Here is a 23,184-nt window from a genome sequence, read left to right on the forward strand (position 1 = left end):
CCGCCCCCCCGTTGGTTGAGGAAGGCGCGCTAGCGCCTGTCTCGAAACCCCGCGAGTGAACCGCCGACGTCGCGGTCACCTGGTTTCGAGACGGTTGCTAGCGCAACCTCCTCAACCAGCAGAGACCGGCGCGTCCTCCTCAACCAGCGACACGGGCGAGCGACTGTCCACTCACCGGGTTTCGAGACGGTTGCTAGCGCAACCTCCTCAACCAGCGGAGACCGCGCCCTCCTCAACCAGCGACACCCACCGGGTTTCGAGACGGTTGCTAGCGCAACCTCCTCAACCAGCGGAGACCGCGCGCCCTCCTCAACCAGCGACACCCACCGGGTTTCGAGACGGTTGCTAGCGCAACCTCCTCAACCAACGGAGACCGCGCGCCCTCCTCAACCAGCGACACCCACCGGGTTTCGAGACGGTTGCTAGCGCAACCTCCTCAACCAGCGACACCCACCGGGTTTCGAGACGGTTGCTGCGCAACCTCCTCAACCAGCGGAGACGGCGCGTCTCCGCTCACGGCTGGCTGGTCAGCACTACCAGGCGCTGCGTTGCGCGGGTCATGGCGACGTAGCGATCGACGCCGCCCTCGATGCCGTTACCGAAGGATTCGGGTTCGACGAGCACGACGAGGTCGAACTCCAGGCCCTTGGCCAGCGAGGGTGAGAGCGAGCGCACGCGCTCGGAGCCGACGTACGACGAGAGCCCGATCACGCAGGCGACGCCCTCGGGGTGCTCAGCCAGCCAGGTAGCGACGATGGTGTCGAGGTCGCCGAGCGGACCATAGGTCACCGGGATGCCGTTGCTGCGAACGGACGTGGGCACGTTGGCGTCGGGCAGCACTGCCCGGATGACCGGCTCGGCAGCAGCCATCACCTCTACGGGAGTCCGGTAGTTGATGCTGAGCGAGGCCTGCGCGATGTCGCGCAGCCCGACTCGCTCCAGGCGTTCGTGCCACGACTCGGTGAAGCCGTGTCGCGCCTGGGCGCGGTCGCCGACGACGGTGAAGCTGCGCGAGGGGCAGCGCGCGAGCAGCATCTGCCACTCGGCGTCGGTGAGCTCTTGGGCCTCGTCCACCACGACGTGGGCGAACGGTCCAGCGAGACCGTCGGGGGAGGCGTCGGGCGCACCGGCGACGTCCACGAGGGCGGCGCGCAGATCCTCGCCGCGCAGCATGCCCATCACCTTGAGGTCCGAGCCGTCGGTCTCGTTCTCGACCTGGATCAGGTGGTCGACCACCTGTGACATCTCCTCGCGCTCGGCGGCGCGGATGGCTGCCTGCCGACGCCTGCGCCGCGATGCCTGAGGATCGCCGAGCCGCCGTCGGGCGGCATCGAGCAGGGGGAGGTCGGCCGTCGTCCAGGCGAGCGGATCGGGTCGCCTGAGCGCACGTACGTCGTCGGGCCCCAGCCACGGGGCGCAGTGACGTAGGTACGCCGGGACCGACCAGAGGTCGCCGACGAGGTCGAGAGGGTCGATGACCGGCCAGGCGCGCCCGAAGGCGTCGGTGAGCTGTTCGTTGCCGGCCAGTGCCCTCCGGAAGAGATCGAGTGAGACCTCACCGTCCTCGGGCGCGTCCAGCTTGTCCCACAGGATCGCGACGAGTGCCTCCCACGCGACGTCGCGGCCCTCGTTGTGCGGGGTCCCCGGCTCGGGGGACCCGAAGGCCTCGGCCCACTCGGCAGCGCTGAGCCAGACGTCGGCCCAGGGCGTGTCGACCTCCATGCCCTCGGGCGGCGGCTCTTCGTAGATCCCGACTGCGGTCTCGATCGCACCCACCATCGCCGCCGATGCCTTCAGCGCAGCCACCTGCGGGTCCGCCTCCTCGACCAGGTCTGTTTCTGCAGCGACGAGGTCGGCCAGCAGGTCGGCCAGCAGGTCGGCCAGCGTGCACGTGCGCACGCCGTCCTCACCGAGGCCCGGCAGGACGTCGCCGACGTAGGACAGGTACGGCCGGCTGGGTCCGACGAAGAGGATGCCGCCGCGTCCCTCGCCCAGCCGTGGGTCGGCGTACTGGAGGTACGCCGCACGGTGCAGCGCGACGACCGTCTTGCCGGTGCCCGGACCACCGTCCACCACCAGGGTGCCGCGCGAGCCCGCTCGGATGATGGCGTCCTGGTCGGCCTGGATGGTCGCCAGCACGTCCTGCATGCGGGAGGTACGACTGCTGCCGAGGCTCGCGACGAACGCCGACTGGTCGTCGAGAGCGGCGTGGCCCTCGAGGCCGTCGGGCGTGAACACCTCGTCCCAGTAGTCGGTGACGCGGGGTCGACCAGTGACCTGCGTCCACCGGTAGCGCCGACGGGAGGCCAGGCCCATCGGGTTGGCGTGCGTCGCCCCGAAGAACGGCTCGGCGGCGGGGGAGCGCCAGTCCACGAGCAGGCGCCCACCGTCATTGTCCGAGAGTCCGAGGCGGCCGACGTAGACCGTCTCGGACGTCTCCGCGAAGACCATCCGGCCCAGGCAGAGGTCGAGGCCGAAGCGGCGCAGCGTGCGGAGCCGAGCGCTCAGGCGATGAACCTCCTGGTCGCGCTCGAGGGCGGCCGTGCTGCTCTCGCCGACGTCGAGGCGAGCAGCCCCCAGGCGCTCGGAGAGGTCGGCGATGGTCTGGTCGAGCGAGTCGTTGATCGCGGCGAAGTGGGCTTCGTCGTCGCCGATGAGTGCGGGGTCGTCCTTGGCGCGGAGGTGGTCGGGGAGGTCGAAGGCGCGAGTCTGTAGCGGAGTCACGATGGGTGATGATGAGGCCGCACGGGGGTCTTGCCGCAAGGCCCCATCTGGGTTATACGTTGATAGTGGCGAGGGGATGACCCCTCGCCACTACCGTTTCCCCCTCGTTCTCAGAGCAGCGTGGCTGCCTTGTCGAGCACCACTCGCAGGATCTGCTCGATCTCGTCGAAGTGCGACTGGTCGCAGATCAGCGGCGGCGAGAGCTGGATGACCGGGTCGCCGCGGTCGTCGGCGCGGCAGTAGAGGCCGGCGTCGTAGAGCGCCTTGGACAAGAAGCCACGCAGCAGGCGCTCGGACTCGTCGTCGTCGAAGGTCTCCTTGGTCGCCTTGTCCTTGACCAGCTCGATGCCGTAGAAGTAGCCGTCGCCTCGCACGTCGCCGACGATCGGCAGATCGTTGAGCTGCTCGAGCGTGGCCCGGAACGCGCCCTCGTTGTCGCGGACGTGCTCGAGCACCTTCTCGTTCTCGAACGCGTCGAGGTTGGCCATCGCGACCGCGCAGGAGACGGGGTGGCCGCCGAAGGTGTAGCCGTGGAGGAACGAGGTGTGGCCCTCCAGGAACGGCGCCATCAGGCGGTCGCTGGCGATCATCGCGCCCAAGGGGGAGTAGCCCGAGGTGATGCCCTTGGCGCAGGTGATGATGTCGGGCTGGTAGCCGTAGCGCTCGGCGCCGAACCAGTAGCCCAGTCTGCCGAAGGCGCAGATCACCTCGTCGCTGACCAGCAGCACGTCGTACTCGTCGCAGATCTCGCGAACGCGCTGGAAGTAGCCGGGCGGGGGCGGGAAGCAGCCGCCGGAGTTCTGCACGGGCTCGAGGAAGACGGCGGCCACCGTGTCGGGGCCCTCGTTCTCGATCGCCACGGCGATCTCGTCGGCCGCCCAGCGCCCGAAGGCCTCCAGATCACCAGCAGCGCCGGTCTGGAAGCGCTCCGGCGCCCGGTAGAAGTTGGTGTTGGGCACCCGGAAGGTCGAGGGCACCAGCGGCTCGAAGGCCTGCTTCATCGTCGGGATGCCGGTGATCGACAGGGCGCCTTGCGGGGTGCCGTGGTAGGCGATCGTGCGGCTGATCACCTTGTGCTTGGTCGGCTTGCCCGTCAACTTGAAGTAGTTCTTGGCGAGCTTCCACGCGGACTCGACGGCCTCGCCGCCTCCGCTGGTGAAGAAGACCCGGTTGAGGTCTCCGGGCGCGTAGCCGGCGACCCGCTCGGCGAGCTCCATGGCCATCGGGTGGGCGTAGGACCACAGCGGCATGAACGCCAGCTGGGCCGCCTGCTTGGCGGCCGCCTCGGCGATGTCGGTGCGCCCGTGACCGAGCTGGTTGACGAACAGGCCGCCCAGACCGTCGAGGTAGCGCTTGCCCTTCGCGTCGTAGAGGTAGGCACCCTCGCCCTTGACGATCACGGGCATCTCGCCCTGTTCGTAGACGGAGTGGCGCGAGAAGTGCAGCCAGAGGTGGTCACGTCCCGCGGCTTGGAGGCGGGCGAATTCGTCGTCATCGTAGAAGGCGGGCATGTCGCTCGACACGGTTATCGGTGTCCTTGCAGGTCGTCGGAGGTGGTGACGCCGGATATAGGAAACGGTAGGTCTTCAGGCCCATCATGCCGCTCACAACCGAGGAACGCCAAGCGAATCAGTAGTCGTGTGGCCGTTTCGAAACGAAATCCGAAGCGTGCGCCGGGCCCCCCGACCCTGGTAGGAACAGCCCATGACCCGGTACGGCGCCCAGTTCGGACCCGATATCACCTTCCTCGGGGTGGATCCGGTCGACCTCGAGGACACCGACGCGCTGGCCGCGGCTGACGTCGTCATCGTGGGGGCGCCCTTCGACGGCGGCACCTCCCACCGGCCCGGCACCCGCTTCGGCCCGATGGCGATCCGGGGGACCGACTACCTGCCACAAGACGGCTCGCGACCCCATATGGCCTTGCGCGTCGACGCGCTCCAAGACATCCGCGTCGTCGACGCGGGCGACGTCGAGATGCCGCCGGGCGAGATCGAGCGGGCGCTGCACGCGCTCGAGGACGCGGTGTACGCCGTCGCGTCCGCCGACGCCGTACCCCTCGTACTGGGCGGGGACCACTCCATCGCGCTTCCCGACGCCACCGGGGTGGCGCGGCACCTGGGATACGGGCGGGTCTCGATGATCCACTTCGACGCGCACGCCGACACCGGTGACATCGAGTTCGGCTCGCTCTACGGTCATGGCCAGCCGATGCGCCGCCTCATCGAGTCCGGCGCGCTGCGCGGCGACAGGTTCCTCCAGATGGGTCTGCGCGGCTACTGGCCGGGCCCCGAGACGTTGAGCTGGATGGCGCAGCAGAAGATGCGCTCCTACGAGATGACCGAGATCGGCAAGCGCGGCCTCGAGGAGTGCCTCGACGAGGCCTTCGAGATCGCGCTGGACGACTGCGACGCGGTCTTCCTCTCGGTCGACATCGACGTGTGCGACCCCGGACACGCGCCGGGCACGGGGACACCCGAGCCGGGTGGGCTCTCCTCGCGTCAGCTCCTCGACGCCGTACGCCGCATCTGCCGCGAGCTGCCCGTCGCCGGTATCGACGTGGTCGAGGTCTCGCCTCCCTACGACCACGCCGAGATCACCACGTTCCTCGCCAACCGTGTGTGCCTGGAGGCCCTGTCGGGCCTGGCTGCTCGCAAGCACGGCATCTCGCACGACCCCGCCGGACCCCTGTTGGAAGGACGCTGAATGGCCACGACCGCCTTCGTCAACGGAGCCGTCTTCGACGGGCACGCCTACCTCGGGCGAGCCGATGTGCTGGTCGAGGACGGAAGGGTCGTCCTGGTCGCTCCCGGTGGTTTCGAGACAGGCGCCAGCGCGCCTTCCTCAACCAGCGGAAGCGCCAGCGCGCCCTCCTCGACCGGCGGGAGCGAGGTGGTCGACCTGGCGGGTGGCCTGCTGAGCCCGGGCTTCACCGACGCGCACTGCCACCCGATCCAAGGTGGGCTGGAGCGACTGCGCTGCGACATCTCCGAGCACTCGACGCGCGAGCAGTACCTCGCGGCGATCAAGTCCTATGCCGACTCCCACCCTGACGTCTCGTGGGTGCTGGGTGGCGGATGGTCGATGCCGGCCTTCCCGGGCGGCACCCCCACTGCCGCCGACCTCGACTCCGTCGTGCCGGACCGCCCCGCGTTCCTGCCCAATCGCGACCACCACGGTGCGTGGGTCAACTCCCGCGCGCTGGAGGTGGCGGGGATCGACCGTGACACCCCTGACCCGGACGACGGGCGGATCGAGAGGGACGCCGACGGGCGCCCCACCGGCACCCTCCACGAGGGCGCGATGGCGCTGGTCTCCCGGCACGCACCGGCGGCCACCGGCGACGACTACTACGCGGGGCTGCTGGAGGGCCAGCGCTACCTGCACTCGGTCGGGGTCACCGCATGGCAGGACGCCATCGTCGGCGCCTACTCCGGCATGGACGACCCGGGCGCGACCTACGTCAAGGCGGCCGCCAACGGCGACCTGCGCTCCCACGTCGTGGGTGCCCTCTGGTGGGAGCGCAGCCGTGGCGTCGAACAGGTCGAGGAGCTCCAGGCGCGGCGCGAGGCCTTGTCCGGCGGGCGCTTCCAGGCCCGCGCGGTCAAGATCATGCAAGACGGCGTCGCCGAGAACTTCACTGCCGCGATGCTGACTCCCTACCTCGACATCGATGGCCGAGTGACCGACAACCTCGGTCACTCGTTCGTCGAGGCCGGAGCTCTCGTCGAGGCGGTCAGGGCCCTGGACGCGGCGATGTTCCAGGTGCACGTGCACGCGATCGGCGACCGTGCCACCCGCGAGACCCTCGATGCGATCGAAGGCCTCGGCATGGCCCGGCACGACAGGCGTCCGGCCCGGCGCCACCACATCGCGCACATCCAGGTCATCCATCCCGACGACGTGAAGCGCTTCGCCGAGCTCGGCGTGGCCGCGAACGCGCAGGCGCTGTGGGCCTGTCTGGAGGAGCAGATGTCCGAGCTGACGATCCCGTTCCTCGGGGCGGAGCGGTCGAGGTGGCAGTACCCCTTCGGTGACCTGCACCGCTCGGGCGCGAAGCTCGTGATGGGCAGCGACTGGCCGGTCTCGACCGCTGACCCGATGCAGGCCATGCACGTCGCCGTCAACCGGGCGGCGTACGGCGAGGAGCAGGGTGCCTTCCTGCCCGAGCAGGCCATCGACCTGGAGACCGCGTGGGCGGCCTACACCTCGGGCTCGGCCTGGATCAACCGGCGCGACGAGATCGACGGCGCGGGAGTGCTCGCGCCCGGCGCCGCTGCCGATCTGGTCGTCCTCGACCGTGACCCGTTCGCCCGGCCGGCCGAGGAGATCGGCGCCACCGCGGTGGTGTCGAGCTGGATCGACGGTTCAGTGGTCTACTCCGTCGCTGGTTGAGGAGGTTGCGCAGCAACCGTCTCGAAACCAGCTGAGCGGCTTTGTTGAGCTGGTTTCGAGACAGGCGCTAGCGCGCCTTCCTCAACCAGCAGTGGTCGCGCCTTCCTCAACCAGCAGTGGTCGCGCCTTCCTCAACCAGCAGTGGTCGCGCCTTCCTCAACCAGCGGTGGGGCTAGTCAACCTGCTTCTCGTCGGGGAGCTCGTCGTCGGGGTGGGCCTTGAGGTAGCGCCCGACCCGGTCGTCGAGGACGGCCTTCCAAAGCAGCCTCGCCGCCTCCTCGTCGATGATGTTGATGGCGCCGGCGACGGGGTCGGTGCGGTACTCGCCGAGCGGCAGCGTCATGAAGCGCACCTTGCTCGCGTCGACGCCACGCATGCCGAAGGCCAGGCTGCGCAAGGCTCCGGTCGACCAGCTGTCGTCGACCGTCAGGTGGTCCTTGACCGCGGAGAGCACCTCGCTCAGCTTGACCGGGTTGCCGATCGTGCCGTCGGACAGCGTCTTGCGCAAGACGGCGCGCAGGAAGTTCTGCTGGCGGTCGATGCGCTGGAAGTCGCCGCCCTCGAGGCCGTGGCGGGTGCGTACGTACTGCAGCGCCCGCTCACCCTCGAGGTGCTGCCACCCCTGCTCCCAGGTGACCTTCTGCTGCGTGTCGGTGAAGGTGTCGGGGATGTAGACCTCCACGCCGCCGATCGCACGCGTCAGCTGGTTGAAGCCCGCGTAGTCGATGACCGCCATGTGCTGGATCCGCACCCCGCTGAGCTGCTCGACCGTGCGCAGCGCGCCGAACGGTCCGTAGTCGCGGAAGGCGGCGTTGATCTTGTCCTTCCCGTGCTCGACGCCCTCACCGTCGTAGATCGGGACGTAGGAGTCACGAGGCACGGAGACGACGTAGGCGGCCTTCCTGTTGGCGGGGATGTGCACCACCATCATCGTGTCGCTGTTGTAGGTGCCTGGGTCCCACGTGCCGTCGGCCAGCAGCTCCGCGACGGTCGGCTTGTCGACCAGCCGCTCGGCGTTGTCGGCTCCCATCAGCAAGATGTTGACGGCCTTGGTGGGCTTCGAGTCGGGTCGCAGGTCCTCGTTGGTGCTGAGGATCCCGTCGTCGGCCCGGGGGATCTCGGCGATCTTGGCGTTGAGCGCGTAGGCGTACCAGCCGCTCGTCGCGGCCACGACCACGGCGCCGAGGGCCAAGAGGGCGGCCCACCGGCGGTGCCCGAGGCGCCAGCGCCAGACGGCCACCCCCGCGAGTCCGAGGATGGCCATGACGACCAGCAGGACGGCTGCGTCCAGGTGGCCGTGCAGCGAGAGCCACGCGAGCAGGAGGACGTACAGAACCGGGGTGGCGACCCAGAGCGTGGGCTCGACCCACGCCCTGTTGACCCACGACGTGCGCATCTGACTCCTTGTGCGGTCCTAGGTTCGGGATCCGCCGTCTCGACGCGGGTCGATGTGCGGTTCTCGTTCTGTCCAGTACCCGCGACGGAGGTTTCCGTGCGTGACTGCCCTACAGAATTGCTGACCGCCTCGCTAGGCTCCCCCCAACACGAGGCTTCCCGAGGGGATACAGCATGGCTGACCAGGCTTTCAAGAACGTCATCAACGGCGAGCTCGTCGACAGCGTGTCGGGAGAGCGTTACGACGTGATCGACCCCACCACCGGGGCGGTCTACGCGACCGCGCCGATGTCGGGTGCCGCAGACGTCGACCGGGCCTACGCGGCCGCCGCCGACGCGTTCGAGGGCTGGGGCGACTCCACCCCGCAGGACCGTTCCAACGCACTGCTCAAGATCGCCGACGCGATCGAGCGGCGCGCGGAGGAGATCAACGCGGTCGAGTCCAAGGACACCGGCAAGCCGCTGGGTCTGACCATGTCGGAGGAGATGCCCTACGCCTCTGACCACTTCCGGTTCTTCGCGGGTGCCGCGCGCATCCTGGAGGGTCGCTCGGCCGGCGAGTACATGGCCGGCCACACCTCCTACGTGCGCCGGGAGCCGATCGGCGTCATCGGCCAGGTGACCCCGTGGAACTACCCGCTGATGATGATGATCTGGAAGATCGCCCCGGCGCTGGCCGCAGGCAACACGGTCGTCCTCAAGCCCAGTGACACCACGCCCGCGAGCTCGACGCTGCTGGGCGAGCTGGCCCAGGAGTTCCTGCCTCCGGGCGTGCTCAACATCGTGTGCGGCGACCGCGACACGGGTCGCGCGCTGATCGAGCACAAGACCCCGCAGATGGTGGCGATCACCGGTTCGGTGCGGGCGGGCATGGAGGTCGCGAAGTCAGCCTCCAGCGACCTCAAGCGTGTGCACCTCGAGCTGGGCGGCAAGGCGCCCGTGGTGGTCTTCGACGATGCTGACGTCGAGGCCGCGGCGGAGGCGATCGCTGTCGCCGGCTACTTCAACGCCGGCCAGGACTGCACGGCGGCCACCCGGGTGATCGCCGGCCCGGGGGTCCACGACGACTTCGTCGCCGCGCTGACCGAGCAGGCCAAGAGCACCAAGACCGGTATGCCCGATGACGAGGACGTGCTCTACGGCCCGGTCAACAACGCCAACCAGCTCAGCCACGTCTCGGGCATGGTCGACCGGCTGCCCGACCACGCGACCCTCAACACCGGCGGTCACCAGCAGGGAGAGGCCGGCTACTTCTACGAGCCGACCGTGGTCTCCGGTCTCAAGCAGGACGACGAGCAGATCCAGACCGAGATCTTCGGCCCCGTCATCACGGTGCAGAAGTTCTCCGACGAGGCCGAGGCGTTGCGCTGGGCCAACGGCGTCCAGTACGGCCTGGCCTCCTCGGTCTGGACCAAGGACCACGCGCGGGCGATGCGGATGTCCAAGAAGCTCGACTTCGGCTGCGTGTGGGTCAACACCCACATTCCCTTCGTCTCCGAGATGCCCCACGGCGGCTTCAAGCACTCGGGCTACGGCAAGGACCTCTCGGTCTACGGCTTCGAGGACTACACGCGCATCAAGCACGTGATGCACTTCCTCGGCGAGGCGTGAACTCCTCGATGCGCATCCTCCTGATCGGCGCCGGAGGCGTCGGCGCCGCGTTCGCATCCATCGCGGCTCGCCGAGACTTCTTCGAGCAGATCGTCATCGCCGACTACGACGCCTCGCGTGCGGAGAAGGCGGCGGCCCAGGACGACCGGTACGCCGCCGCACAGGTCGACGCGTCCTCTCAGGAGTCGGTGGCGGCCCTCGTGCGCGAGCACGGCATCACCCACGTGATGAACGCCGTCGACCCGGTGTTCAACATGTCGATCTTCAACGGCGCCTACGACGCCGGGGCCGACTACCTCGACATGGCGATGTCGCTGTCCAAGCCGCACCCCGAGTCGCCCTACGAGAAGACCGGGGTCAAGCTCGGCGACGAGCAGTTCGCGGTCGCGGGGCAGTGGGAGTCGGCGGGCCGCCTCGCCCTGGTCGGCATCGGTGTCGAGCCGGGGCTGTCAGACGTCTTCGCGCGCTACGCCGCTGACCACCTGTTCTCCGAGATCGACGAGCTCGGCACTCGCGACGGAGCCAACCTGGTGGTGACCGACGACGACGGCAACGAGATCTTCGCGCCGTCGTTCTCGATGTGGACCACGATCGAGGAGTGCCTCAACCCGCCCGTCATCTGGCAAGACGGCGAGTGGCACACGACCGCACCGTTCTCCGAGCCAGAGGTCTTCGACTTCCCCGAGGGGATCGGGCCGGTCGAGTGCGTCAACGTGGAGCACGAGGAGGTGCTCCTGATGCCGCGCTGGGTCGACTGCAAGCGGGCGACCTTCAAGTACGGCTTGGGCGATGAGTTCATCAACATCCTCAAGGTGCTCAACACCCTGGGCCTCGACCGCACCGAGAAGGTTCGCGTCAAGGGGGTCGAGGTCAGCCCCCGCGACGTGGTGGCTGCCGTGCTGCCGGACCCGGCGACCGTGGGGCCGCGGATGAAGGGCAAGACGTGTGCTGGTCTATGGGTGACCGGCACGGCCAAGGACGGGGAACCACGCTCGACGTACCTCTACCACGTCGTCGACAACGAGCAGACGATGGCCGAGTACGGCCACCAGTGCGTGGTGTGGCAGACCGCGATCAACCCGGTGGTCGCCTTGGAGCTGCTGGCCAAGGGCACCTGGTCGGGTGCCGGCGTGCTCGGCCCCGAGGCGTTCGACGCGGTGCCCTTCCTCGACCTGCTGACCGCCTACGGCTCACCGTGGGGACAGCTGGAGCTCGACACGGTCTGAGACGCCAGGCCAGCCGAGAAGGCGGCCGGCGCTAGGCCGACAGCGCCTCGCTGAGCAGTCTCAGGGTCGCCTCGCGTGCCGGGGACCGGTCGGCGGGCGCGCCCACGTGGGCGCCCGCAACGGGGTGCAGCATGACCTCGTCGATGTCGAAGGTCGAGGCGAGCTCGCGCACCTGCTTGGCTGCTGAGTCCGGCGTGCCGACGACCCAGCGACCCAGCATCGCGTGCGCCAGCGCCTGGTGCTGCTCGGCGAGCCCGCGGGCCTCGGCGTCCTCGACCAGTGGCTGCGGAGCCAGCGGCTGGCCGGTGCGGAGCGCGACCATGGCCAGCAGGTTGGGCAGCGCGAGGCGGTCGGCCTCGTCCTGCGTCTGCGCCACGACGGCGTTGACCGTCAAGAACGTGCGGGGCTCCGGGTGCGCCTCCGATGCCACGTAGCCCTCGCGGTACAACGCGAGCGCCTCCGCGGTGCCGTTACCGGAGAAGTGGTGGGCGAAGACGTACGGCAGCCCCTTGCTCGCCGCGAGCCGCGCGGAGAAGTCGGAGGAGCCGAGAAGCCAGACCGTCGGTGTGCTGACGGCGTGAGGCGTGGCGTTGAGCGCGTGCAGGCGGCCACCGACGTCGAGCCCTGCGCCGCCGGGGGAGAGCATCGTGCGGATGTTGTCGACGTACGTCGGGAAGTGCTCGGCTGCGTCGGCCTCGACGCCGCCACCGCCATGGCGCAGCGCCCAGGCGGTGACCTGGTCGGTGCCGGGAGCCCGCCCGAGGCCGAGGTCGATGCGGCCCGGATGCGCGGCCTCCAGGAGGGCGAACTGCTCGGCCACGACCAGAGGCGCGTGGTTCGGCAGCATCACCCCGCCCGAGCCGACCCGGATGCGCTCGGTCGCAGCGGCGACCATCGCGATCAGGACCGGCGGGTTGGTCGCGGCGACCGCCGGCATGTTGTGGTGCTCGGCGAGCCAGTACCTGCGCAAGCCGAGCTCGTCGGCAACGCGGGCCAGGGATCGCGTCGCCGCCAGCGCGTCTCCGGACGTCTGGTCGGAGCGAACGGGGACGAGGTCGAGGACCGACAGGGCTGGCGAGGTCACGGGTGGTCAACCCACGCGACCCGCAGCCTGTTCCGTGCCTACATCTGCTCGGGTCGTGGGATCCCCAGCAGGTCGAGGCCCTGGTCGAGCACGGCAAGCGTTGCGGCACACAAGGCGAGACGCGAAGCGCGGGTGTCACCCTCAGCCTTGAGCACGGGGCACTCGTCGTAGAACGACGAGAACAGCTGGGCGAGGTCGAAGAGGTAGCCGCACAACCGGTGCGGCTCGAGCAGGTCGCCGACCTGGAGGACAACCTCGCCGAAGTCCAACAGACGAAGCGCGAGCGCGCGTTCGGCGGGCTCGGTGACGACGACCGTCGCGTCTGCCTGAGCCGGCGTGAGCCCTGCCTTGCGGAAGATCGAGCGGATGCGGGCGGCGGCGTACTGGAGGTACGGCCCGGTGTTGCCAGTGAGCGTGACCATCCGGTCGAGGTCGAAGACGTAGTCGCTGTCGTGGGCGACGGCCAGGTCGGCGTACTTCACGGCGCCGATGCCGACCTGGGGTGCGATGGCCGCGCGGACGTCCTCGGCGAGGTCGGGTCGCGCCTGGTCCACGACCGACCGGGCCGTCGAGACCGCGTCGGTCAGCAGGTCCATCAGCTTCAGTGGCTTGCCCGAACGCGTGCGCAGCAGCTTGCGGTCCTCGCCCAGCACGCTGCCGATCTGCACGTGCACGACCTCGACGTCGTCGGTCAGCCAGCCCGCCTTGCGGGCCGTGTCCCAGACCATGTTGAGGTGCAGCGCCTGCGTCACGCCGATGACGTAGAGGATCCGGTCGGCCTTCATGTCGCGCACGCGGCGCCGGATGGTCGCCAGGTCTGTCGTCGCGTACCCGTAGCCGCCGTCGGACTTGCGGATGATCAACGGGACGGGCTTTCCCTCGCGGCCGAGGTAGCCGTCGAGGAACACGCACAGGGCGCCGTCGCTGATCGTCGCGATGCCCCGCTCTTCGAGCTCCTCGCAGATCTCGGCGAGCTCGTCGTTGTAGGTCGACTCACCTGCGAGGTCGTCGTCGGTCAGCGTCACGCCGAGGGTGGCGTAGATGCGGTTGAAGTACTGCTTGGACAGGTCGACGAGCTCGTGCCAGTGCCGCAAGGTGTCCTCGTCGCCGCCCTGCAGCATCACCACCCGGGCCCGCGCGCGGGTGGCGAACTCCGGGTCGCTGGCGAACTGCGCGTTGGCGGCGGCGTAGAACGCGTTGGGGTCCGAGACCATCAGCAACGCCTCGGGTGAGTCCTCGCCCACGTCGAGCAGGTGCTCGATGAGCATGCCGAACATCGTGCCCCAGTCACCGACATGGTTCTGCCTGATCACCCGGTGGCCGAGGTGCTCCAACGTCCGGACCAGCGCGTCGCCGACGACGGTCGTGCGCAGGTGGCCGACGTGCATCTCCTTGGCCACGTTGGGAGCCGAGTAGTCGACGGGGATCGTCTGTGGCTGTTGCAGAGGTACGCCGAGGCGCGCGTCGAGCGCGTCGACCTGAGCGGCGATCCAGGCGTCGTGGAGCCGCAGGTTCACGAATCCTGGCCCGCTGATCTCGGGCGCGTCTGCGATGTCGTCGATGTCGAGCGCGTCCACGATCCGCTGCGCGACCGCGCGCGGGTTGTCGCCGAGACGCTTGGCCAAGGCCAGCGCGGCGTTCGCCTGGAAGTCCGCGAACTGGCTGGGCCGGATGACCGGGTCGGTGCCGGCGTACTCCTCGCCGAACGCCGTCTCGAGCGCGGACTGGAAGCGTTCGGTCAGGACCTGGACGGGGCTGGGCACCCGTTCAGGCTATCGATGGGACTAGGCCGTCGCGGCGAACGCCTCCGCCACCACGTCGAAGGCCTCCTCGAGCAGAGCATCGGAGATGACCAGCGGCGGCAGGAACCTGAACACGTTGCCCCAGGTGCCACACGTCAAGGTGACGACGCCGGACTTGTGGCAGTACGCCGAGACCGCGGCCGCGCGGGCGGCGTCGGGGTCCTTGGTGCCCGGGGCGCACAGCTCGATGGCCTGCATCGCCCCGCGACCGCGGATGTCGGCGATCACCGCGTGCTCGGCGGCGAGCTTCTCGAGGCGGCCGCGGATCAGGGTGCCGATCTCCAGGGCGCGGGCGTCGAGGCGGTGCTCCTTCATCTCGGCGATCGAGCCGAGGGCGGCGGCACAGGCGACCGGGTTGCCGCCGTAGGTGCCCCCCAGGCCGCCGACGTGCACGGAGTCCATGATCTCGGCGCGACCAGTGACGCCGGCCAGCGGCAGGCCCCCGGCGATCCCCTTGGCGGTGGTGACCAGGTCGGGGATGACACCCTCGTCGTCGACGGCGAACCATGCGCCGGTGCGGCAGAAGCCGGACTGGATCTCGTCGGCGATGAACAGCACGCCGTTGTCCTTCGCCCAGGCCGCCAGCGCGGGCAGGAAGCCGGGTGCCGGCTCGATGAACCCGCCCTCGCCGAGGATCGGCTCGATCGCGATGCAGGCCAGGTTGGCGACGCCGACCTGCTTGTCGAGGTGGTCGATGGCGCGGGCGGCGGCCTCCTCGCCGGAGAGCCCGTCGCGGAACGGGTAGGACATCGGCGCGCGGTAGATCTCCGAGGCGAACGGTCCGAAGCCGTTCTTGTACGGCATGTTCTTGGCGGTCATCGCCATCGTCAGGTTGGTGCGGCCGTGGTAGGCGTGGTCGAAGACCCCGACCGCGTCGCGGCCGGTGGCGACCCGCGCGATCTTGACGGCGTTCTCGACGGCCTCGGCACCTGAGTTGAACAGGGCGCTCTTCTTCGCGTGGTCGCCGGGGGTCAGCTCGGCGAGGGCCTCGCAGACCTCGACGTACCCGGCGTACGGCGTGACCATGAAGCAGGTGTGGGTGAACGCGGCCACCTGCTCGGTGACGGCACGGACGACACCCGGCGCGGCGTTGCCGACCGAGACCACCGCGATGCCCGAGCCCAGGTCGATCAGCGAGTTGCCGTCGGCATCGACGATGACGCCTCCGCCGGCGGCCTCCACGAAGACCGGTAGCGTCGTGCCGACCCCGTCGGCCACCGCGGCCTTCTTCCGGGCCAGCAGCTCGGTCGAGCGCGGGCCGGGGATGTCGGTGACGAGGCGGCGCTCCTGCGGGAGAGCGGGGCCACCGGTGCGGGTCTGGGAGAGGGCCTGGGTCATGCCGCAAATGTAGGGAATCCGTAGCGGTGATCACCAGGGCAGTACGGAAACGAGAGAGTGCGACCGTGGAGATCGACTGGATCCACCGCCCCGGAGAGGCGGATTCCGCAGGCACGCTGAACCTCTGCTTCAACGCGCTGGACCGTCACGTCGTGCGGGGCCTGGCCGACGAGATCGCGCTGCGCGTCAGCCGGATCACGGCCGCCAGCACCGAGCACAGCTTCGCGCGCCTGCTCGAGGAGGTCGCCGCCTTCGGTGGGGCGCTGCGCGCCTGCGGCGTGGGGCCGGGCGACCGGGTGCTCTCACGTCTGCCCATGGGACTGCACGGCCTGGTCGCAGCCTTGGCCACCGCCCGCATCGGCGCCGTCCATGTCGGCGTGGAGGAGTACGCCGACCCGGTCGCCCCGCTCGCGACCCACCGGCCGGTGGTGGTGGTCGCCGAGGGCACCGACACGACGCTGGCTGCCGCCCTCGCAGCGACGCGGGATGCGCCGGGAGCCGCGATCTGGCGAGGTCAGCCGCCCGAGGGACACGACCTCGAGTGGGACGTGCTGATGCGCGCGGGGCGTGTGGACCCGGCGCCGGTCGTCGAGGTGGCGGCGAGTGCCGATGCCTTCGTCGTCGGCGGCCGCGTCCTCACCGTCGCTCAGGTGCTCGAGGACGACGGCGTCGACTGGCCGCTCGACGCGCTGCTCAGCCTCGTCGACGGCGCGCTGGTGATGCTCTCGCTGCCCTGAGGCCTGCCTGTCACTGGCTTCTGCGGGCGCGGTAGGCGGCCACGGCCGCCCGGTTGCTGCACGTCGTGCCGCAGAAGATCTTCGAGCGGTTGCGCGACAGGTCCAGCACGATGCTCTCGCAGTCGTCTTGTGCGCAGACGCCCAGCCGTGACATCTCGTCGGCGCGGATCACGTCGATCATCGCCATCGCGGTCTCGGCGGTGATCCGCTCGGCCATCGGGCGGTCGGGGTCCACGACGTGCAGGTGCCAGTCGAGCTCGTCGTGGCGCACCAGCTGAGGCGTCGCGTCTGCTTGCTCGAGGAGGCCGTTGACCAGCGCGACGGCATCGTCGCGGTTCGCGGTCAGCAGCTCACGAAGCCGGGGCCGCAGGGCGCGCACCGCGGCCAGCTCGGCCTCGTCGCGGTCGTGGCGCCCGGTGTAGCCGAACGTGGTCCAGAACGCCTCGAGCTCGGGCAGGGAGGTCAGTGTGTCGGGCGGCTCGGCAGAGTTGACCAGCGACACCGCCGCCTGGAGCGACAGCTCGGTGTCATGTGCGAAGACCACGCTGACACCTTACAAGCGATCGACCACTCGATCACGCCGGAGGCGCGCTGCGCCGTCCTTCGATCTCGCGTGCCGCCTTGACGGCCAGCGAGCCCAGGGCCTCGAACCGATCCGCGGTCAGGCGCTCGCTCGGACCCCAGACGCTGACCACGGCGACGGGTCGCCCGGCGAGGTCGAGGACGGGGGCCGAGACGCCCCAGGCCGAGCTCTCGAACTCGCCGCGGCACACGGCGTACCCCCGGACGCGGGCCTGAGCGAGCTCCTTCTCGAGCGCGGTGAGCGAGGTGATGGTCGTCGGTGTGTGACGGGGGAGCCGACCGCCTCGCGGCAGCCTCAGCAGGAGACGGAGGTCCTCGGGGTCCGACCAGGCCAAGAGCACCTTGCCCGTCGAGGTCGCGTGCAACGACACCGAGCGACCGTGCCAGCCGGCGGCCACGACCGCACCCGCGGTCACCTCGGCCACGTAGGTCAGCACCGCGTCGCGGACCAGCGCCAACGCCGCCGTCTCGCCGGACTCCGCCGCCAGGTGGCGCAGGACGGCGCGCGCCGAGCGGACCAGCGCCTCCCCGCCTGCTTGCCCGGCGAGGTCGATCAGCGCGAAGCCCAGGGAGTAGGTGTTGGTCGTGGGGTCGCGGTTGACGAGGCGTTGGTGCTCCAAGGTCGTCAGGATCCGCCACGTGGTGGTGCGGTTGAGCCCGACCTTCTCGGCCAATGCCGTGGCCGTGGCGTCCGGTCCCGAGGCGGCGGCGACCGCGCGCAGCAGGACCGCTGCCCGCTCGATCGACTGGATGCTGGTGGACGGGCCGGGGGCCGGCATGGCGGCGCCAGTTGCGTCTGTTGCAACCAGTTGCGTATTGCTCACCATGGGAGAACCCTTCGCGTAGCCATTGACCACCGCCCGGAGCGACTCTATGTTGCCTGAATCACATCCGATGTTGTTCGTATCGTGCAACCAGGGAGTCACCAAGTGAACCAGCCTCTTGCGCAAGGCCCTCGTTTCCAGTTCTCCCGCCGGCAGTTGCTCAGGTACTCGGGGTTGGGTGCTGCAGCGGTGGGAGGTAGCAGTTTCTTGGCCGCGTGCGGGGGTGATTCCAGCAGCGGCGGTGGTGGTGGCAATGGTGGTGGTGGTCCGCAGGGGTCCGGTGGTGTGTTGATCCATGGGGCGACCGGCGGGTCGAGCAAGGACACGTTGGATCCACATGCGCCGGTGACGGCTGCGGACATCGCGCGGGTCAACAACTTGTATGAGCCGTTGTTGTTCTGGAACAACAACTACGAGCTGGAGCCGGCCTTGGCGGAGTCGGTGGAGGGCTCGGAGGACGCGAAGACCTGGACGATCAAGATGCGTGCGGGCGTCACGTTCCACAACGGCAAGACGGTGACCGCCGACGACGCCTGGAAGAGCATCCAGCGGGTGGCCAACCCCGATGCGCCGCTCTCGGCGGGGGGTCAGCTCTCCACGATCCTCGACTTCGGTGCGTGCAAGGTGGTCGACGACACCACGTTGCAGCTGGTGTTGAAGGCGCCGTACGCGATCCTCGACTCGCTGCTGGCCGAGTACACGTTGGGGATCATCCCCGGTGGCGAGTTCGACCCGGCCAACCCGGTCGGCACCGGTGCGTTCGCCTACAAGTCCTTCGAGCCCGGCAAGACCAGCACGTTCACCAAGTACGCCGACTACTGGGGTGATGCGGCATTCGTCGACGAGCTGCAGATCCAGGACTTCAGCGATGACAGTGCGCGGGTCAATGCGTTGCAGGCTGGTCAGATCCAGACGGTGGACAACCTGCCCTACAACCTGGTCGACACGATCAAGGGTGCTGGTGGTGGCACGCTGATCACCGATACCGGTGCGTGGGTGCCGTTCACGATGCGGGTCGACCAGGCGCCGTTCAACGACGTGAAGGTGCGGCAGGCGTTCCGGTTGATCGTGGATCGTCAGCAGATGATCGACCAGGCGCTCAGTGGCTATGGGTCCTTGGGCAACGACATGTACGCCCCGTTCGACGTCGCCTACGCCGCGGACCTGCCGCAGCGTGAGCAGGACATCGACCAGGCCAAGGCGCTGCTGAAGGAGGCCGGGCAGGAGGGCCTGCAGGTCGAGCTGTTCACCGGAGACGACATCGGGTCGGTGGCGACCGCTGCGGCGAACCTGTTCAAGGAGCAGGCCAAGGCGGCCGGCGTGGACGTGAAGGTGACCAAGAAGACCCCGTTCTACGACGACCAGTACCTCCAGTACACCTTCGCCCAGGACTTCTGGAACACCCGCAACTACATCCCACAGGCCGTGGTCGGCACCTTCCCGCCCGACCAGGGCGGCACCTACAACGAGACCCACTGGGACAACGCCGATCACCGTGACCTGGTCAACGCCGCCGCCCAGGAGCTCGACGACACCAAGCGCGCCGAGCTGCTCCACCAGGCCCAGGAGATCGAGTACAACGAGGGCGGCCTGATCATCTGGGGCTTCCGCCAGCAGGTCGACGGGTACGGTCCCAACGTCAACGGCCTCGAAGGCAGCAAGTACCTGCCGCTGGGGTCTTACAAGTTCAACAAGGTCTCGGTCCAGTAGGGCCGACGAGATGACAGATCTCGGCACCATCGTCGCAAGTCCGCTCGAAGAGGTCGCCCCGCCGCGGGGCCAGCACGGTGCCGCGGCGTGGTTCCTCTGGATCGCTCGCCGGCTGGGCCTCGCCGTCTTGACCCTGTGGCTGGTCTCGATCCTGGTGTTCCTCGCCACGGCTGCCCTCGGTGACCCGATCCGGGCCATCTTGGGCCGCGACTACAACGCCAACCCCGGCCGGGTCGCCGAGCTGGAGAAGCTGCTCAACGCTGACGCGTCGATCTTCAGTCGCTACTTCGACTGGCTCGGCGGCCTGCTCACCGGTGACCTGGGCACGTCCCTGGCGAGCGGGCGCCCGGTGAGCGAGCTGATCTCCGGGCCGGTCCAGAACTCCGCGATGCTGGTCTTCCTGGCCGCGATCGTGATGATCCCGGTGTCGTTCCTGATCGCGATGATCTCGGTCCACTACCGGCGCCGCCGGCCGGACACCGTCATCCAGACGGTGCTGCTGGCCATCGCGGGACTGCCCGAGTTCGTCATCGGCGTGCTGCTGCTGGCGCTGCTGGCCACCACGGTCTTCAAGGTGTTCCCGGCCGTGACGATCAGTTCGCCGACCGGACACCCCTGGGACAACTGGAAGGTCATGGTCCTCCCGACCCTGACCTTGGTGCTGTGGGTCTCGCCGTACGTCTCCCGCATCGTGCGTGCCTCGCTGCTCGAGGTCATCGACAGCGAGTACGTCGAGCTGGCGCGGCTCAAGGGCATCCCCGAGGGCGTCGTGATGCGCAAGCACGCGCTGCTCAACGCGATCGTCCCCGGCATCCAGGTCATCGCGTTGCAGCTGGCCTTCCTGGCCGGCGGCGTGGTCGTGGTGGAGACGCTGTTCTCCTACCCCGGCATTGGTCTGCAGCTCGTGGACTCCGTGCGCAACCACGACGTGCAGGTCGTGCAGGCGCTCAGCATGATCATCGCCAGCGTCTACGTCGTGGTGAACCTGATCGCTGACCTGTTGTCCATCTTGCTCACTCCCCGCGCGAGGACGGCGATCTCATCATGACTGCTGACCAGTCACACGAGCACGAGCACGTCTCCCTCTCCGGCGAGGAGGCTCCTCCGCCTCCGCCGATCGCCCCCGCCGAGCCGGGCACGTTCAAGAAGGCGCTCCGACAGAAGCGGTTCACCGTCGGTCTCGGCATCACCGTGCTGCTCGTGGCGTTCGTGATCTTCGCGCCCTACCTCGCGCCCTACGGCGAGAACGAGGTCGCCGGGCCGCCCTACAACAAGGCGACGGGCCTGTTCGGCACCGACTACCTCGGCCAGGACGTGCTCAGCCGGGTGATGCACGGCGGTGGCGAGATCCTGCTCATCGCCTTGCTCGGCACCCTGCTCGGCATGGTGCTCGGCATCGCGATCGGCGTCGTCGCGGCCTACGGCGGCGGTTGGTGGGACGAGGTCCTGATGCGTCTGAACGATGTGATCCTCTCCTTCCCGCAGATCCTCCTCGCGCTCGTCGTGCTGACCGCACTGCAGCGGCCCTCGGCCTGGGTGCTCATCGTGCTGGTGGGTGTCTCCCACGCTCCGCGCGTGGCGCGCCTGGCCCGCGGCGTGGCCCTCGGAATCGTGACGCGTGACTTCGTGATCGCGGCCGAGGCGCTCGGCGAGAGGCGCAGCCGGGTGATCCTCGCCGAGGTGCTGCCGAACATGAACGCCCCGCTGCTGGCCGAAGGCGGCCTGCGCCTGACCTACTCCATCGGCCTGGTCGGTGCCCTGGGCTTCCTGGGCTTCTCGGCCGACCCCGGGGCGGCCAACTGGGGCCAGATGATCCAGGAGAACCGGCTCGGCCTCGCCACCCAGCCGTGGGCGGTGCTGGCTCCCGTGCTGATCATCGCGATCTTCGCGATCGGCACGAACCTGATGGCGGACGGCATCGCCCAAGTAGCCCAGCGAGGGGACAACTGATGACCGCCACCAGCTCATCCGACGCGGCACCGGTGGAGAAGAAGGGCGGCCTGGTCGTCGAGGACCTGAGCGTCCTGCTGACCGGCAAGGACATCGACGTCGTCAACGACATCGACCTGGTGCTCAAGCCCGGCGAGGTCGTCGGCCTGGTCGGCGAGTCCGGGTCGGGCAAGACGACGGTCGGCACCTCCCTGCTGAACTACTCGCGGGCGGGCGCCTACATCGGTTCGGGCCGGGTGCTGCTCGAGGGACGCGACATCCTGAGCATGAAGTGGCAGGAGGTGCGCCAGGTCCGGGGCGAGGAGATCGCCTACGTCCCGCAGGACCCGGCCTCCGCGCTCAACCCCGCCATCCGCATCGGCAAGCAGATCGTGGAGCTGCTCGAGCTGCGTGGCATCGGCACCAAGGAGTCGCGGCTCCAGGGTGCTCGAGACGGTCTCGCCGAGGTCGGCCTGCCGAGTGACGACGAGTTCCTCAGTCGCTACGCCCACCAGCTCTCGGGCGGCCAGGTCCAGCGTGTCGCGCTGGCCATGGCGTTCTTGCCGAAGCCCAAGGTGCTGGTGCTCGACGAGCCGACGACCGGTCTCGACGTCACCACGCAGGCGATGGTTCTCGAGACGATGGCCGAGCTCTGCAGGACCCACGGCGTCAGCGCGCTGTATGTCACCCACGACCTTGCTGTGGTGGCCAACATCGCCGACCGCGTGGCGGTGATGTACGCCGGCCAGATCGCAGAGCTGGGTCCCAAGGAGGCGATGTTCCGGTCGCCGTCGCACCCCTACACGCGTGCGCTGCTGGACTCGATCCCGCACCTGAGCCACGCCCGCGCCCTCACCGGCATCCCGGGCCGCACACCGGCGCCGGGCGCCCGTCCGAGCGGCTGCCGGTTCAACGACCGGTGCGCCTACGCCGTCGACGCCTGCCGCAAGGACGTCCCGGAGCTGCGGGAGATCGCCCCCGACCACCAGGTCCGGTGCATCCGGGCCGGCGAGATCGGCACCTGGGACATCTCGCGGGGCGTGGTGCCCGACGCCGACCCCGACCGCAAGCGCGACATCATCCTCTCGATCGACAACCTCAACATCTTCTACGGCCGCAAGCACGTCGTGCACAACGTGAGCTTCGACCTGGCCAAGGCCGAGGTCATCGCGCTCGTCGGCGAGTCCGGTAGCGGCAAGACGACCATCTCCCGCTCGGTCGGCGGCCTGCACAAGGACTGGACGGGCACCATCACCTTCGACGGTGACGTGCTGGCCAAGAGCGCCCGCCAGCGGGACGCGACCAACCGCAAGCGCCTGCAGTACATCTTCCAGAACCCCTACCTCTCGTTGAACCCGCGCCTGACCATCGAGCAGATCGTCAAGCGGCCGATGGAGCTGTTCGGCATCGCCTCGGGCAAGGAGGCCACCGACCGTGTGGTCGAGCTGCTCGACCAGGTGGCTCTGGGTCCGCGCATGCTGAAGTACCAGGCCAGCCGGCTCTCCGGCGGCGAGCGCCAGCGCGTGGCGATCGCCCGCGCTCTGGCGGCCGAGCCCGACGTGCTGATCTGCGACGAGATCACCTCGGCGCTGGACGTGTCGGTGCAGGGCTCGATCGTGGCGCTGCTCGAAGGACTCCGCAAGCAGCGCGGCATCAGCATGCTGTTCGTCACCCACAACCTGGCCCTGGTGCGCTCGATCGGCTCCGGCGTGCAGATCCTCAAGGCCGGCCGCGTGGTCGAGTCCGGCTCGGTGGTCACCGTCATGGAGACGCCGAAGGAGGAGTACACCCGCAACCTGCTCTCCAAGAGTCCGAGGATCGACTGAC

17 protein-coding genes are annotated in these 23,184 nt (G+C 69.1%); 9 read left to right on the forward strand and 8 right to left on the reverse strand.

The window, feature by feature from the left end:
- Positions 1–513: 513 nt before the first annotated feature.
- Positions 514–2,724, reverse strand: coding sequence for an RNA polymerase recycling motor ATPase HelR (helR, locus tag ISU10_RS19980; RefSeq protein WP_194698206.1), 2,211 nt, complete (start codon positions 2,722–2,724; stop codon positions 514–516).
- A 110-nt stretch (positions 2,725–2,834) separates the two neighbouring features.
- Positions 2,835–4,235: an aspartate aminotransferase family protein gene (locus ISU10_RS19985; RefSeq protein WP_194698207.1), complete on the reverse strand. Its 1,401-nt coding sequence runs from the start codon at positions 4,233–4,235 to the stop codon at positions 2,835–2,837.
- A gap of 193 nt (positions 4,236–4,428) precedes the next feature.
- On the opposite strand from ISU10_RS19985, the gene speB reads away from it, so the two are divergent.
- Positions 4,429–5,430 (forward strand): agmatinase, encoded by a 1,002-nt coding sequence (gene speB / locus ISU10_RS19990; protein ID WP_194698208.1) that lies wholly within the window; start codon positions 4,429–4,431, stop codon positions 5,428–5,430.
- Positions 5,431–7,119, forward strand: a complete 1,689-nt coding sequence (locus ISU10_RS19995; protein ID WP_194698209.1) for an amidohydrolase — start codon at positions 5,431–5,433, stop codon at positions 7,117–7,119.
- A 172-nt stretch (positions 7,120–7,291) separates the two neighbouring features.
- On the opposite strand, the gene ISU10_RS20000 is transcribed toward ISU10_RS19995, so the two are convergent.
- On the reverse strand, positions 7,292–8,515 hold the full coding sequence (locus ISU10_RS20000; protein WP_194698210.1) for an LCP family protein: 1,224 nt from the start codon (positions 8,513–8,515) through the stop codon (positions 7,292–7,294).
- 173 nt (positions 8,516–8,688) lie between these two features.
- On the opposite strand from ISU10_RS20000, the gene ISU10_RS20005 reads away from it, so the two are divergent.
- Together ISU10_RS20005 and ISU10_RS20010 are read left to right on the forward strand one after the other, a co-directional pair.
- The gene (locus ISU10_RS20005; RefSeq protein ID WP_194698211.1) at positions 8,689–10,125 is read left to right on the forward strand and encodes a gamma-aminobutyraldehyde dehydrogenase; all 1,437 of its coding nucleotides are present in this window, start codon (positions 8,689–8,691) and stop codon (positions 10,123–10,125) included.
- 8 nt (positions 10,126–10,133) lie between these two features.
- Positions 10,134–11,351 carry a saccharopine dehydrogenase family protein gene (locus ISU10_RS20010; protein WP_194698212.1) on the forward strand — a complete coding sequence of 406 codons (1,218 nt, stop codon included), beginning with the start codon at positions 10,134–10,136 and terminating at the stop codon, positions 11,349–11,351.
- A 31-nt stretch (positions 11,352–11,382) separates the two neighbouring features.
- Here ISU10_RS20010 and ISU10_RS20015 read toward each other — a convergent pair whose 3' ends face one another.
- The 3 genes from ISU10_RS20015 to gabT are packed head-to-tail and all read right to left on the reverse strand — an operon-like array spanning position 11,383 to position 15,575.
- A complete protein-coding gene (locus ISU10_RS20015) occupies positions 11,383–12,435 on the reverse strand; it encodes an LLM class flavin-dependent oxidoreductase (RefSeq protein ID WP_194698213.1) in 1,053 nt (350 codons plus the stop codon).
- A gap of 38 nt (positions 12,436–12,473) precedes the next feature.
- A complete protein-coding gene (gene argS / locus ISU10_RS20020) occupies positions 12,474–14,177 on the reverse strand; it encodes an arginine--tRNA ligase (RefSeq protein WP_228501463.1) in 1,704 nt (567 codons plus the stop codon).
- A 42-nt stretch (positions 14,178–14,219) separates the two neighbouring features.
- The gene (gene gabT / locus ISU10_RS20025; protein ID WP_194698215.1) at positions 14,220–15,575 is read right to left on the reverse strand and encodes a 4-aminobutyrate--2-oxoglutarate transaminase; all 1,356 of its coding nucleotides are present in this window, start codon (positions 15,573–15,575) and stop codon (positions 14,220–14,222) included.
- Positions 15,576–15,640: 65 nt separating this feature from the next.
- Here gabT and ISU10_RS20030 point away from each other — a divergent pair, with 65 nt between their 5' ends.
- Positions 15,641–16,312, forward strand: a complete 672-nt coding sequence (locus ISU10_RS20030) for an AMP-binding protein (protein WP_194698216.1) — start codon at positions 15,641–15,643, stop codon at positions 16,310–16,312.
- 10 nt (positions 16,313–16,322) lie between these two features.
- Here ISU10_RS20030 and ISU10_RS20035 read toward each other — a convergent pair whose 3' ends face one another.
- Together ISU10_RS20035 and ISU10_RS20040 are read right to left on the reverse strand one after the other, a co-directional pair.
- Complete coding sequence (locus ISU10_RS20035) at positions 16,323–16,856, reverse strand: CGNR zinc finger domain-containing protein (protein ID WP_194698217.1); 534 nt, start codon at positions 16,854–16,856, stop codon at positions 16,323–16,325.
- A gap of 31 nt (positions 16,857–16,887) precedes the next feature.
- Positions 16,888–17,673 carry an IclR family transcriptional regulator gene (locus tag ISU10_RS20040; RefSeq protein WP_194698218.1) on the reverse strand — a complete coding sequence of 262 codons (786 nt, stop codon included), beginning with the start codon at positions 17,671–17,673 and terminating at the stop codon, positions 16,888–16,890.
- A gap of 330 nt (positions 17,674–18,003) precedes the next feature.
- Between ISU10_RS20040 and ISU10_RS20045 the strand changes: the two genes are divergently transcribed.
- Genes ISU10_RS20045 through ISU10_RS20060 form a run of 4 tightly spaced genes read left to right on the forward strand, consistent with a single transcriptional unit; the run spans position 18,004 to position 23,183 of the window.
- Entirely contained in the window at positions 18,004–19,428 is a 1,425-nt protein-coding gene (locus tag ISU10_RS20045) for an ABC transporter substrate-binding protein (protein WP_370865747.1), read from the forward strand.
- Positions 19,429–19,438: 10 nt separating this feature from the next.
- Positions 19,439–20,476 carry an ABC transporter permease gene (locus tag ISU10_RS20050; protein WP_194698219.1) on the forward strand — a complete coding sequence of 346 codons (1,038 nt, stop codon included), beginning with the start codon at positions 19,439–19,441 and terminating at the stop codon, positions 20,474–20,476.
- Entirely contained in the window at positions 20,473–21,378 is a 906-nt protein-coding gene (locus ISU10_RS20055) for an ABC transporter permease (protein ID WP_194698220.1), read from the forward strand. The genes ISU10_RS20050 and ISU10_RS20055 overlap by 4 nt, the downstream gene beginning before the upstream one ends.
- Positions 21,378–23,183, forward strand: coding sequence for an ABC transporter ATP-binding protein (locus ISU10_RS20060; RefSeq protein ID WP_194698221.1), 1,806 nt, complete (start codon positions 21,378–21,380; stop codon positions 23,181–23,183). The genes ISU10_RS20055 and ISU10_RS20060 overlap by 1 nt, the downstream gene beginning before the upstream one ends.
- Position 23,184 lies beyond the last annotated feature (1 nt).

This window comes from Nocardioides agariphilus (genome assembly GCF_015352445.1).
GTDB classification, from domain to species: Bacteria; Actinomycetota; Actinomycetes; order Propionibacteriales; family Nocardioidaceae; genus Nocardioides; species Nocardioides agariphilus.

Coding starts and splice junctions, on each gene's coding strand:
- ISU10_RS20050 (WP_194698219.1), top strand. CDS start 19,439: ATGACAGATCTCGGCACCATCGTCGCAAGTCCGCTCGAAGAGGTCGCC.
- ISU10_RS19995 (WP_194698209.1), top strand. CDS start 5,431: ATGGCCACGACCGCCTTCGTCAACGGAGCCGTCTTCGACGGGCACGCC.
- ISU10_RS20000 (WP_194698210.1), bottom strand. CDS start 8,515: ATGCGCACGTCGTGGGTCAACAGGGCGTGGGTCGAGCCCACGCTCTGG.
- ISU10_RS20010 (WP_194698212.1), top strand. CDS start 10,134: ATGCGCATCCTCCTGATCGGCGCCGGAGGCGTCGGCGCCGCGTTCGCA.
- ISU10_RS19985 (WP_194698207.1), bottom strand. CDS start 4,235: ATGCCCGCCTTCTACGATGACGACGAATTCGCCCGCCTCCAAGCCGCG.
- ISU10_RS20040 (WP_194698218.1), bottom strand. CDS start 17,673: ATGCCGGCCCCCGGCCCGTCCACCAGCATCCAGTCGATCGAGCGGGCA.
- gabT (WP_194698215.1), bottom strand. CDS start 15,575: ATGACCCAGGCCCTCTCCCAGACCCGCACCGGTGGCCCCGCTCTCCCG.
- ISU10_RS20055 (WP_194698220.1), top strand. CDS start 20,473: ATGACTGCTGACCAGTCACACGAGCACGAGCACGTCTCCCTCTCCGGC.
- ISU10_RS20005 (WP_194698211.1), top strand. CDS start 8,689: ATGGCTGACCAGGCTTTCAAGAACGTCATCAACGGCGAGCTCGTCGAC.
- ISU10_RS20060 (WP_194698221.1), top strand. CDS start 21,378: ATGACCGCCACCAGCTCATCCGACGCGGCACCGGTGGAGAAGAAGGGC.
- speB (WP_194698208.1), top strand. CDS start 4,429: ATGACCCGGTACGGCGCCCAGTTCGGACCCGATATCACCTTCCTCGGG.